This window comes from Cellulophaga omnivescoria, from assembly GCF_027915275.1.
Lineage (GTDB): Bacteria > Bacteroidota > Bacteroidia > Flavobacteriales > Flavobacteriaceae > Cellulophaga > Cellulophaga omnivescoria.
Genome location: NZ_CP115819.1, coordinates 1,303,037 through 1,315,228 on the forward strand (window position 1 = coordinate 1,303,037; position 12,192 = coordinate 1,315,228).

The window sequence follows — 12,192 nt, forward strand, 5'->3', positions numbered from 1 at the left end:
TAAAGGTTTCTATTTTTTTGTGTTAGGGATTGCAATGAAAATCCTTTTTTATTTTTCTTAAAAAAGATTGCAATGTAAAGCCCGCCCGTTAGGAACACCCAAAACTACAACTGCCTGTTACAGTAGCTTATTATTGTTAAGGTATTCTGCAATTTGCACGGCATTTGTTGCTGCTCCTTTACGTAGGTTGTCTGCAACTATCCACATATTTAATGTGTTTGCTTGCGACTCATCTCTACGGATACGACCTACAAAAACATCGTCTTTATTGTGTGCGTAAACTGGCATTGGGTAGGTGTTTGTATCTGGATTGTCTTGTACAACTACGCCTGCTGTTTTGCTTAATATTTGCCTTACCTCGCTAACGTCTGCATCATTATAAAACTCTACGTTTACAGACTCTGAGTGGCCACCTGCTGTTGGTATACGTACTGCAGTTGCTGTTAATGAAAAAGTGCGATCGTTAAATATTTTTTGTGGTTCACGAGATAGTTTCATCTCTTCTTTTGTGTAACCGTTATCCATAAAAACGTCACAATGTGGTAACGCATTTCTGCTAATTGGGTAAGGATATGCCATTTCTCCTTTTATACCAGCCGTCTCATTCTCTAATTGTTTTACCGCTTTTACGCCTGTACCAGAAACCGATTGGTAGGTAGAAACCACTACGCGTTTCATTTTATATTTTGCATGCAAAGGTGCCAAAACCATTACTAATTGTATGGTAGAGCAGTTTGGGTTTGCAATAATTTTGTCTTCTTTGGTTAGTTCACTAGCATTAATTTCTGGAACTATTAATTTTTTGGTAGGATCCATACGCCAAGCAGAAGAATTGTCTACTACGGTTGTACCTACTTCTGCAAATTTTGGAGCCCATTCTAAAGAGGTGTCTCCGCCTGCAGAAAAAATTGCTAAATCTGGTTTTGCTTCAACAGCATCTGCTAAGCCAATAACGGTATGTTCTTTGCCGTTATAGGTCATTTTTTTACCTACAGAACGTTCTGAGGCTACTAATAATAACTCTGTTAATGGAAAATTACGTTCTTGTAATACGTTAAGCATTACTTCTCCTACCATTCCTGTGGCTCCAACTACGGCTACTTTCATTTTTATAATATTTAGAATAACAAATGTAGTTTAATGTAGTTTAACCGCCAAGCAACATTAAGAAGATTAAAATAAATATAACAAATTGTTTTATTTGTAACATTATGAAATAAAGCATAAAAAACCGCCAAGCTTAGTAATAAACTTGGCGGCTGTATGTGGTTATTAGTGAATTACTTTTTTAGTAAATCTCTAATTTGTGCTAATAACTCTTCTTGTGTTGGTCCTGCTGGTGCAGCTGGAGCCGGAGGAGTTTTTGTTTTGTTGTATGCTTTTACAATTATGAACAATACAAAACCAACAATAATAAGGTTAATTATTGCATTAATCCATTTTCCATATAATATTGCATTTTCTGGCTTAGTAACAGTTCCATCTGTAGCAACTACGGCTTCATCTAAAACAACTTTCATATCTGCAAAATCAATTCCTCCAGAGAAGTGACCTACAAGAGGCATCATAATATCGCTAACAAAACCGCTAACAACAAGACCCATTGCGCCTGCTAATAATACTGCAACCGCTAAGTCTATAACGTTGCCAGTCATAATAAAATTCTTAAATTCTTTTAACATGTTTAGTGTATTTATTTAGTTAATAGCTGCAATATAGTAAAAATTACAGTTTCTTAAAATTTTCTTAAAAATTAAAAACTCGTTTAACACGTTGTGATATGCCCGTTACTAGCTCATAAGAGATTGTACCGGCTGCAGTTGCCAATGCGTCTGCAGTGTAAGTTTCATTAAAAACTATAACCTCATCTCCTTCTTTACAGTCTATATTGGTAACGTTAACCATAATCATATCCATACAGGTATTACCAAGTATTGGTGCTTTTTTACCATTAATAAACACAAACCCTTTTTGGTTACCGTAAATTCTGCCTATTCCATCGGCATGGCCTACAGGAAGTGTTGCTGTTATCATTTTATTAGTGACTTTGTAAGCCATATTATACCCAACGCTTTGGTTTGGCTCTAAATAATGTAACTGAGAAATTACTGTTTTTAAACTCGCTATTGGTTTTAAATACACATCATACTTTACATCGTTACCAAAACCATACAACCCAATACCACTACGTACCATATTAAAGTGGGCATCTGGATAATTTAAAATACCAGATGTATTGCACATATGTTTTATAGGTGAATATCCAAGTAAACCATCTAATGTATTACTTATAGTTTTAAAACATTGTATTTGCTGATCTGTAAATTCTTTTTCTGTTAGATCTTCGGACGCTGCCATATGAGAAAAAGCAGAAGCCACTTTTATAGCCTCAGTTTCTGTTATTTTTTTTATAATTTGATCTATATCAACCTCTAAAAAGCCTAACCTATTTAAACCTGTATTAAATTTTAAATGTATTGGGTAATTTTGCTTGTTAATTGATGAAGCATATGCTATAAACTGATTTAAAACTCGGTCTGAATAAATACTTGGTTCTAAATTATAAGCCACAATTTCTTCAAAATTTACTTCTTGCGGATGTAAAACTAAAATTGGTGTTTGTATGCCTGCTTTACGTATTGCAACACCTTCACTAGTATATGCAACAGCTAAATAGTCTGCTCCTAGTTCTGTTATTTTTTTTGCAATTTGTACCTGGTCACTACCATAGGCAAATGCTTTAACTACAGCTAAAAACATTGTCTTTGGCTGCAATTTTGACTTTAGGTATTTGTAATTTTGCTCTAGATATTTTAAGTTAATTTCTAAAACAGTTTCTGTTGCCTTAGGCATTACTATTTTTTTTTGGGTCTTTTATTTGCTCTGCGTCCACGTCTATAGTTTTTACCTTTTCTTTAAGCATTGCTTTGTAATAAGCTGCCCTACTTAGTGGCTCATACTCTTCAGTTTCACCTAGCATTACTAAATTATCATTATTAGATTTTCTAAAACTATAATTGGCTAAATTACCCGTACGTGTACAAATTGCATGCACTTTAGTTACATACTCTGCTGTAGCCATTAAGGCTGGCATTGGCCCAAATGGGTTTCCTTTAAAGTCCATATCTAAACCAGCAACCAAAACACGTATGCCTTTGTTAGCCAAATCATTACAAACTGTTACAATTTCGTCATCAAAAAACTGAGCTTCATCTATACCTACAACATCACAACCGTCTGCCAACAACCGTATATTTGCCGCAGCAGGCACTGGCGTAGACCTTATTTCATTTGCATCATGAGACACTACCATTTCTTCATGGTAGCGTGTATCTACAATAGGCTTAAAAATTTCAACTTTTTGCTTCGCAAACTGCGCACGTTTTAATCTTCTAATTAGTTCTTCTGTCTTACCAGAGAACATAGATCCGCAAATAACCTCTATCCAGCCAAATTGTTCTTTAGGGTTAACCGTATTTTCAAGAAACATTTTGTATTTTTAGACGAAAATAAAGCGTTTTTCGTTCTTATTTAGTAGATCGATTAAAATTATTGAAAATTTTAACCAGATAAAGTTTTAAAATATTAGGGAGATGAAGGAAAAATTAAAACAAGAATTAATGAAAATGTCTACGGACATACTAACTTCCAATGAATTAGACAATGTTTCTGATTTATACGAAACTGCTAAAGAATTATATGAGAAATTGGCGGTCCTAAAATTTATTGAAGAAAAATTACATGATGTAGAAGTAGATGTTACTAAAAATATTATTGCAGAAAAGTTTGAAAAATTAGCAAACGCTGTAATTTATGAGAATACATCTGTTCCAGAAAGCAACCCACACCAAGAAGATATTATTACTCCTGGTATTAACACCATTATGGATATGATGCCAGAAATGGGTGAGCCAATACCTACAGATGATATGCTTAACGAGTTTGCACAAAAACCAGAGTACGCTAAAAACGACCAAGAACTTTTTGTGCCAGAAACTAAAGCTAACGTAAAGCAAGAAAAAACAATAAGTAAAATTGTAAATGGCGAAATTAAAATTGGTTTAAATGACAGACTTGCTTTTGTAAAACACCTGTTTAATAATAGTAATGAAGATTACCAAAGAGTACTATCTCAACTAAGTACAATAGATACCGAGGAGCGCTCAGTATCATTTATAAATAATATGGTAAAACCAGATTATAACAATTGGGTAGGAAAAGAAGAGTATGAAGAACGTTTTATGGCAATTATTGAACGTAAATTTGCATAAAACTGTTTTATGAATAGTACTAAAATACTTTATTGGATTGGCACATTATTGCTTACAGCAATTATGTGCTTTTCTGTTTACAATTACTTTTTCAACTACACCGCAATATCTGGGTATTTTACACACTTAGGCTACCCTACGTATTTAGTGTACCCATTAGCAATTGCTAAAATTTTGGGCTTAGTAGCTATTTGGGTTAATTTTTCTAAAACACTTAAAGAGTGGGCTTACTTTGGTTTTTTCCTAAATACATCAATGGCATTTGCCGCACATTATATTACAGATAATGGTGGTTACCTATTTGCTGCTATTGCCTTTGTAGGTGCTGCACTATCTTACTACTTTGATAAAAACCAAAGACCTTAATTATACTTTTTACAATGGGAAAATTATATTTGGTACCAACACCAATTGGTAACTTAGAAGATATTACTTTTAGAGCTATTAAAGTTTTAAAAGAGGTAGATTTAATTTTAGCCGAAGATACACGTACCAGCGGAAAACTATTACATCATTTTGAAATAGATACGCAAATGCACAGTCACCATATGCACAACGAGCATAAAACGGTAGATAGCATTGTTAAACGTATACAAGCAGGAGAAAATATTGCTTTAATTTCTGATGCAGGGACTCCTGCCATATCAGATCCTGGTTTTTTATTAACTCGCGCTTGCGTAGAAAATAATTTAGAGGTAGACTGTCTGCCTGGAGCTACGGCATTTGTACCTGCCTTAGTAAATAGTGGACTACCTAATGATAAGTTTGTTTTTGAGGGTTTTTTACCTGTTAAAAAAGGGCGACAAACACGTTTAAAATTATTAGCAGAAGAAACCAGAACTATTATATTTTATGAGTCGCCACACAAGCTTATTAAAACGCTTGGCCATTTTGTAGAATATTTTGGTGAAAACAGACCAGTTTCTGTTTCTAGAGAACTTACCAAAATGTTTGAAGAAACAATACGTGGTACTGCACAAGAAGTTTTAGAACACTACACAGCAAAACCTCCTAAAGGGGAAATTGTGATTATTGTTGGTGGTAAAAAGTAGTACTTTCATTTTAAAAATTAGTTGCTCTATGTATAAAAAAATTGCATTAATATGTGTTTTAGTTTCATTATTTTCTTGTAAGCCAACACTAACTAAAACCGCTGTAATAAAAAAGCAAAATACAGTAGTCAACAAATTTGCTGATACTGATTACACAGAAATAGTAACTAAAGAATTTACAGGAAGTTTAGCCTACAACACTACAGCTTTTGTAGAAAAATATTGGCGTGTAGTTGGTAATACTGGTTTTAATAAAAGTATACACTATGTTGCTAATGAGTTAGAAAAAGCCGGCTTTGTACTTCAAGAGAAGGCTACAGAGAATACTGTTTTAACTTACCGTATTGAAAAAAGACCTTTAGAGCAACCTACTTGGGAGTCTGTAGATGCTAGCCTAACAATACAAGGTGAAAACTTGCCTTTATTGCAAAATAGCACCAATAGTACTATGATTGCTTTAAACTCTTACAGCACACCAGAAAACGGTGTAACAGCAGAGGTGATTTATATTGCAGATGTATCTAAGCTAAAAGATACTAACGTAAAAGGTAAAATTGTTTTTGTAGAAACTAGTCCGGCTAGAGTTTTTAATACTGCCGTAGTTAAAGGTGGTGCAGCAGGAATATTATCTTACAGCAACCCAAGCTATTTACAACCAGAAAAAAACACAACATCTATACAGTTTAGGTCTATACCACAAAATAAAGATGTTAAAGGCTGGGCAATAGCACTGTCTTACTACGCCAAAGAAAGACTTAAAAAGAAATTGCAAAAAGAAAAAGTAATTGTTACTGCAAATATTAAAACCAACATTTACCCATCTACAGAATTAACATTGGTTGCAGATATTAAAGGAGCAGTTGCCCCAGAACAAAGACTTGTATATAGCGCACACGTACAAGAACCTGGTGCAAACGATAATGCTACAGGTGTTGGCGTTGCTTTAGAGATGGCCACATTAACAGCCAAATTTATTAAAGAAGGTAAACTAAACCCAAAAAGAACATTAACCTTTTTATGGGGAGATGAAATAGTTTCTACCAAAAGGTATGTGCAAGAAGATAAAGCAAGAGCTAAAAATATAAAATGGGGAATTAGTTTAGATATGGTTGGCGAAAATACCACTATTACTGGTGGTTCTTTTTTAATTGAAAAAATGCCAGATCCAAGTGCAATTTGGACAAGAGGAAATGACAAGCATACAGAATGGGGTGGTAGTGTTTTGTCTTTAGAACAAATGAAACCACATTATTTAAATGATTTTGTACTAAAAATATTTAAAGAACAAGGTAAACGTACAAACTGGGAGGTAAATACAAATCCTTATGAAGGTGGTAGTGACCATACCCCGTTTTTAGCGGCAGATATTCCTGGAGTATTGTTTTGGCATTTTACAGATCAATTTTATCACACAGATAATGACAGACTAGATAAGGTTTCTAAAACTACACTTAAAAACGTAGGTACAGCAGCTTTAATTAGTGCTTACAAACTGTTAAACGCAGATGAAGATACAGCAAAAGCTATAATTTTGGATACTGAAAAAGCTGCAATTTCTCGTTTACAAGAAGAATTAAAACAAGGAAAAATAGCACTAGCAAATGGCGATAAATTAGAAATACAAATAGACATTATAAACGCTTGGCAAAATTGGTATACAGCGGCTGTTAGTTCTACTTTAGATATGGTTACCAATGCGTCAACCATAAATTATACTATCTCTAAAGCCCAAGCAACAATAAAACAAACTGCCGAACAATGTATTGCTGAGCTAAAAAAATAAGTACTTACCTGCTTACTTTTTCACTGTAAAATGGGATAAACACATTAAAAAACAATTATACTTTTACCATATGACTTTAGATCAATTTAAAGAAAAACTAAAAAACAACCCAACTGCTATTGCTTTTACAGATACAATGCAGGTTATAGAAGATAACTACACCTTTACACCAACGGCTTTTAAAAATGGCAGCTTAGATAATAAAGAGGGTGAAAACTCTGGCTCTTGTAAATTGTTTGCTTTTGCTTTAAAACAAGAATTATCCAAAGAAGAAACTTTGGCTTGTTTTGGAGATTACTATAGAAAAGATGTATTACAAGACCCAGAAGGAAATGGACATTTAAACATTAGGAATTTTATGCAAACCGGCTTTAATGGTTTAGTTTTTAGTGTTGATGCCTTAAAGGAAAAATAAAGATGAAATCCCGTTTTAAAATAGTAACTTGTATTTGTTTAATTGCTTTAAGCATAACTGTACTTAGTTGTAAAAGCAATACACAAGAAAGTACTACCGAAAAAAGCCTGGTATTACCTAACGGTATGCGGTTAACTGTTTTAAAAACCAATAAGGACGAAACATCTATAGGTATATTAACAGGCTCTAATTACGGTACTACGCACACCTACAAATACAATGTTTTACTACATGAACCAGATGTTAACTGGAGTTTGGGTAGCGGAGAACCTAAAAACTTTTTGTTTTGTAAAGACACTATTTATATCCACTACGTAAATAAAAACAACTACCCAATATCTGTCACAGATTCTGTTACAAACACCACCGCCGCAAAAAACAATTATAAAATAGAAAGTATGTATCAAAAACACGTTGATAACAGATACTTTTTTAATCTTTTTGGTGATGATTTCTGGTTAGATGTTTCCCCTAAACGCTACAACGAAATTAAAAATTCTTGTGAAGAATATGCCATTCCCAATGATGGCGAACTTGTTGTTGTAAACGAATAATACATCAATCTTAAAAAATAAAACCCCACCAAAATGGCAGGGCTTATAAATAGTATTCAGGTTGCTTTTTAGTAAGCGCTTCCGTTGTGTTTACCTTCTTCCCAACCGTGTTTACCTAAATATTGATTTCCACTTTCTACAGCGCCTTCTTCTATAGAAGTTCCCATAGAGTCATTCCATCTATTTAAATATCCAAATAAAGAAATAACACCTAACATTTCTACAATTTCACCTTCGTTCCAGTATTTATACAAGTTCTCTTTAATTTCTGCATTTACAGCATTTGGCACTTGTGATGCTGCTAAAGAAAAATCTAGGGCTGCACGTTCTGCATCAGAAAAAGCAGCGTGAGTTCTGTACTCCCAAATATTATCTAACTGCTCTTGCTCTGCTCCGTAACGTTCTGCTGCTCTAATAGCATGTGCTTGGCAATATCTACAACCAGTAGCGTTACTACTAACCCAAGCAATCATACGTTTTAGGGCAGATGTTACATTGCCCTCATTAGCCATTACTGCTTTATTTAAGTTTATAAAAGCTTTTGATATTGCTGGCCTGTGCTGCATTGTTAAAACAGAATTAGGACAAAAGCCTAAGGTCTCATTAAAAAATTCTGCCAATTCTTTTGTTTCAGAATCGTGATTAGGGTCTAAAGGGTTTACTAAAGCCATAGTTATTTTTATATTTAGTTGTATTTTTGAATCTACAAGAAACGAAAAAAAATTATGAGTACAACAAATCATATTACAACCAAATGGTTGGGCAACATGGCTTTTGAAAGTAACAACCCGTCTGGGAATAACCTAACTATAGATATTGCAAAAGAAGATGGTGGTGACGGGCAAGGTTACAGACCTAAAGCGCTTATGCTTTCTGGCTTAGCGGGTTGCTCTGGTTTAGACGTTGCATCTTTAATGAAAAAGATGAAGTTAGATGTAGATGAATTTACAATTGAAACTATTGCAAACTTAACAGATGAGCACCCAAAGTATTATGATGCTGTTACTATAGAATACCATTTTCACGGTAGTAATTTAGATGAAAAAAAATTGCAACGTGCGGTAGATTTATCAGTTGAAAAATACTGTGGTGTTATGGAAATGTTTAGACGTTTTGCAACATTAGACATTAAAACTATTTTTCATCACGCTTAAATTAACTGTTGAAAATTACTCAAGTTTAAAATTCTTGAATATTTTATCTTGACTCATAACTCTTAAACAAAAAAACACTATATGCGCTGGACCATAAAACCTAAACCTGATGCTGCAAAAGTAGCCGAACTACAAAATGCATTACAGGTTGATGAAATTGTGGCTAAACTATTATTACAGCGCGGTATAACAACTTTTGAAGAGGCTAAAAAATACTTTAGACCACAACTATCAGATTTACACGACCCATATTTATTAAAAGATATGGATTTGGCTATTGCTCGCATAGAGCAAGCTATTGCCAATGAAGAAAATATTATGGTTTTTGGCGATTATGATGTAGATGGCACAACTTCTGTTGCGTTAGTATCATCTTATTTACAAAGCTACTACCCAAATGTTACTACTTATATTCCAGATAGGTATAAAGAAGGTTATGGTGTGTCTTATGCTGGTATTGACTATGCAGATGATAATGATATTAGTCTAATTATTGCATTAGATTGTGGTGTAAAAGCGGTAGATAAAGTAGCTTATGCAAAAGAAAAAGGTGTAGATTTTATTATTTGTGACCACCACAGGCCTGGTGCTACATTACCAAATGCTGTTGCTGTTTTAGATGCCAAAAGAGCCGATTGCAATTACCCGTATGACGAGCTTTGTGGTTGTGGTGTTGGTTTTAAATTAATACAAGCTTTAGGTAGCAAAAGAGGACAAACTATAGAGGATTTAGTGCCTTATTTAGACTTGGTTGCTACGGCAATTGGTGCAGATATTGTGCCTATTACTGGCGAAAATAGAGTGCTAGCTTATTTTGGATTAAAGGTAATAAATAGTACTCCTAGAGCAGGTTTTAAAGCTATTATAAATCAGATAAAAAAAGATGTACTTACCATTACAGATGTTGTTTTTGTAATTGCACCGCGTATAAATGCTGCGGGACGTATGGTACACGGTTTGCACGCTGTTAATTTACTAACCGAAACAAATTTGGAACAGGCAGAAGAATTTGCTGCTGCCATAGAACAGTACAATGCAGATAGGCGAGAACTAGACCAAGAAATTACCAAAGAAGCTTTAGTACAAATTACAGACAACAAAGAAGATAAACATTTTACCTCTGTAGTTTATAATGAAAATTGGCACAAAGGTGTTATTGGGATTGTAGCATCTAGACTTACTGAAACCTATTACAGACCTACTTTGGTTTTTACTAAAAGTGGAGAAAAATTAGCTGCATCTGCACGCTCTGTAAAAGGGTTTGATGTCTACAACGCCCTTGAAGCTTGCGCAGAACACATAGAACAGTTTGGAGGCCATAAATATGCTGCTGGTTTAACCTTATCTGAAGCACAGTATGATGGTTTTAAAACAGCGTTTGAAAAAGTAGTTGCAGAAACTATAGACCCTAATCTTTTAACTCCAGAAATTACTATAGATGCAGAGCTTAATTTTAATGAAATAAGTCCTAAATTAATGCGAATTATTAAACAAATGGAACCTTTTGGTCCTGGTAATATGTCGCCCGTATTTATGGCAGAAAACCTACAAGACACAGGTTATGCAAAAGGAGTAGGGCAAGAAGAAGCGCATTTAAAATTAGCTGCTGTACAAAATGGTTCTAGCCAAATTGGAGCTATTGGTTTTAATTTAGGTGACAAATTATCTTTAGTACAAAACAAAAAGCCATTTAGCGCTGTCTTTTCTTTAGATGAAAATGAATGGAAAGGCAATGTAAGTCTACAATTAAAGCTTAGAGATATTAGATAAAAAAGCCCAAACACCAATTAGATGTTTGGACTTTTTAGAAAAAAAACTAACCCAAAACTTAACTTTGCTATTACTCCTTTATTAAGGGTAAATAATTGTTTATTCTTTTACTTTAATAATGAATACACAAACTCAGGATGGCCACGTTCTCCATCTGCATTTGTAAGTGCTAAAAATTTAATTTTGTACAGGTTTCCGTCGGTATCAGACATCACATAAAAAACATTGTCTTTTAAAGAAGGTAGAGCTCCTGGTCCACCACCATTTCTCCAACTACTTCCTACTCCTCTTTGGTCATTAATAAATTTAGAAGCATCAACATTTGCTAACGTAAAGTTGTCATAACTCAATTCAGTTTCAACTTCTGTATCTATCATATATACTTTTGCATTAGCCTTTGCGTTATTAACCACAAAATCAGAATACCCATAAGACCCATAGCCTTCTATTTCATTAGTAAAAACAGTAAAATTTAAATCCCAATTCTCTTTTTCAGGTTCAACAGTAACTTCTGTCTCTGTATCAAAACTAAAAAATGTAAAATTATAGTCGGTACTTTTAAAAATGGTTACTTCTTTATGTGTGGTATCATCTAAATCTGCATATTGTAAAATATAATCATCACCATTTCTTAAAATTCTAATTTTTTTCCAGCCTCTGGTGTCTCCACTAACAGCTACACTTCCTGTACCAGGAACTTCTGTACCAACTTTAAAACCTAAATTAACAAGGTACACTGGGTTGTTAGTATCTGTACTAGAAACTTCATCTACAGCAGTTTCTAAAATGTTACCATCTGGAGCATCAACAAATTCAGAATTTGCAGGATCAAAAGTACCAATAGCTACCTGTGGTTGTAAATCTTTAATTTCTTGTGATGTTGAGTTTATAGCATCAATATCTGTTACAGAAAGTTTAGCTGTTGCCATATATATTGATCCATTTAGCACTACTCTAAAATCTTCACCGGAGAAAAATCCTAAATCCCAAGTGTCTCTTTGCACTACTGAAGATGTATTGGCACTTAAATCTACATATACTTGGTTTGGCTCGTTTGGTCCTCCAACATTTGGAGCTATAGACGCTCCTTCTATAACAACTTTAATAGCTTCTCCAGGCTCATCATCCTTACTACAGCTAGTAAAAGCTAAAACTGAAGCGCATAGTGTAATAGTTAAAAATTTGTTTAACAT

The 12,192-nt window shown here is 33.9% G+C and carries 14 protein-coding genes; 8 read left to right on the plus strand and 6 right to left on the minus strand.

Going from position 1 to position 12,192, the window contains the following annotated elements; all coding sequences use genetic code 11:
• Positions 1–117: 117 nt before the first annotated feature.
• The 4 genes from PBN93_RS05795 to PBN93_RS05810 all read right to left on the minus strand — a co-directional run bounded on the left by PBN93_RS05795 (position 118) and on the right by PBN93_RS05810 (position 3,490).
• Positions 118–1,107, minus strand: a complete 990-nt coding sequence (locus PBN93_RS05795; RefSeq protein ID WP_077405238.1) for an aspartate-semialdehyde dehydrogenase — start codon at positions 1,105–1,107, stop codon at positions 118–120.
• Positions 1,108–1,280: 173 nt separating this feature from the next.
• Positions 1,281–1,682 carry a large conductance mechanosensitive channel protein MscL gene (gene mscL, locus PBN93_RS05800; protein ID WP_077405241.1) on the minus strand — a complete coding sequence of 134 codons (402 nt, stop codon included), beginning with the start codon at positions 1,680–1,682 and terminating at the stop codon, positions 1,281–1,283.
• A gap of 64 nt (positions 1,683–1,746) precedes the next feature.
• Complete coding sequence (alr, locus tag PBN93_RS05805) at positions 1,747–2,853, minus strand: alanine racemase (protein WP_077405244.1); 1,107 nt, start codon at positions 2,851–2,853, stop codon at positions 1,747–1,749.
• Positions 2,846–3,490: a thymidine kinase gene (locus PBN93_RS05810; protein WP_077405247.1), complete on the minus strand. Its 645-nt coding sequence runs from the start codon at positions 3,488–3,490 to the stop codon at positions 2,846–2,848. The genes alr and PBN93_RS05810 overlap by 8 nt, the downstream gene beginning before the upstream one ends.
• A gap of 103 nt (positions 3,491–3,593) precedes the next feature.
• Here PBN93_RS05810 and PBN93_RS05815 point away from each other — a divergent pair, with 103 nt between their 5' ends.
• From PBN93_RS05815 to PBN93_RS05840, 6 genes are all read left to right on the plus strand, one after another.
• Positions 3,594–4,271, plus strand: a complete 678-nt coding sequence (locus PBN93_RS05815) for a hypothetical protein (protein ID WP_077405250.1) — start codon at positions 3,594–3,596, stop codon at positions 4,269–4,271.
• A gap of 9 nt (positions 4,272–4,280) precedes the next feature.
• Positions 4,281–4,637 carry a DoxX family protein gene (locus PBN93_RS05820; protein WP_077405253.1) on the plus strand — a complete coding sequence of 119 codons (357 nt, stop codon included), beginning with the start codon at positions 4,281–4,283 and terminating at the stop codon, positions 4,635–4,637.
• A 14-nt stretch (positions 4,638–4,651) separates the two neighbouring features.
• Positions 4,652–5,323, plus strand: a complete 672-nt coding sequence (rsmI, locus tag PBN93_RS05825) for a 16S rRNA (cytidine(1402)-2'-O)-methyltransferase (protein ID WP_077405256.1) — start codon at positions 4,652–4,654, stop codon at positions 5,321–5,323.
• 28 nt (positions 5,324–5,351) lie between these two features.
• A complete protein-coding gene (locus PBN93_RS05830) occupies positions 5,352–7,106 on the plus strand; it encodes a M28 family peptidase (RefSeq protein ID WP_271081656.1) in 1,755 nt (584 codons plus the stop codon).
• 70 nt (positions 7,107–7,176) lie between these two features.
• Entirely contained in the window at positions 7,177–7,521 is a 345-nt protein-coding gene (locus PBN93_RS05835) for a HopJ type III effector protein (RefSeq protein ID WP_271081657.1), read from the plus strand.
• A gap of 2 nt (positions 7,522–7,523) precedes the next feature.
• Positions 7,524–8,075, plus strand: coding sequence for a hypothetical protein (locus tag PBN93_RS05840; protein ID WP_271081658.1), 552 nt, complete (start codon positions 7,524–7,526; stop codon positions 8,073–8,075).
• Positions 8,076–8,143: 68 nt separating this feature from the next.
• On the opposite strand, the gene PBN93_RS05845 is transcribed toward PBN93_RS05840, so the two are convergent.
• Positions 8,144–8,746: a carboxymuconolactone decarboxylase family protein gene (locus PBN93_RS05845; RefSeq protein WP_013620767.1), complete on the minus strand. Its 603-nt coding sequence runs from the start codon at positions 8,744–8,746 to the stop codon at positions 8,144–8,146.
• 54 nt (positions 8,747–8,800) lie between these two features.
• Between PBN93_RS05845 and PBN93_RS05850 the strand changes: the two genes are divergently transcribed.
• Together PBN93_RS05850 and recJ are read left to right on the plus strand one after the other, a co-directional pair.
• Complete coding sequence (locus PBN93_RS05850) at positions 8,801–9,229, plus strand: OsmC family protein (RefSeq protein ID WP_077405269.1); 429 nt, start codon at positions 8,801–8,803, stop codon at positions 9,227–9,229.
• Between the two features lie 81 nt (positions 9,230–9,310).
• Positions 9,311–10,999: a single-stranded-DNA-specific exonuclease RecJ gene (recJ, locus tag PBN93_RS05855; protein ID WP_271081660.1), complete on the plus strand. Its 1,689-nt coding sequence runs from the start codon at positions 9,311–9,313 to the stop codon at positions 10,997–10,999.
• A gap of 107 nt (positions 11,000–11,106) precedes the next feature.
• Here recJ and PBN93_RS05860 read toward each other — a convergent pair whose 3' ends face one another.
• Positions 11,107–12,192 (minus strand): HmuY family protein, encoded by a 1,086-nt coding sequence (locus tag PBN93_RS05860; RefSeq protein ID WP_271081661.1) that lies wholly within the window; start codon positions 12,190–12,192, stop codon positions 11,107–11,109.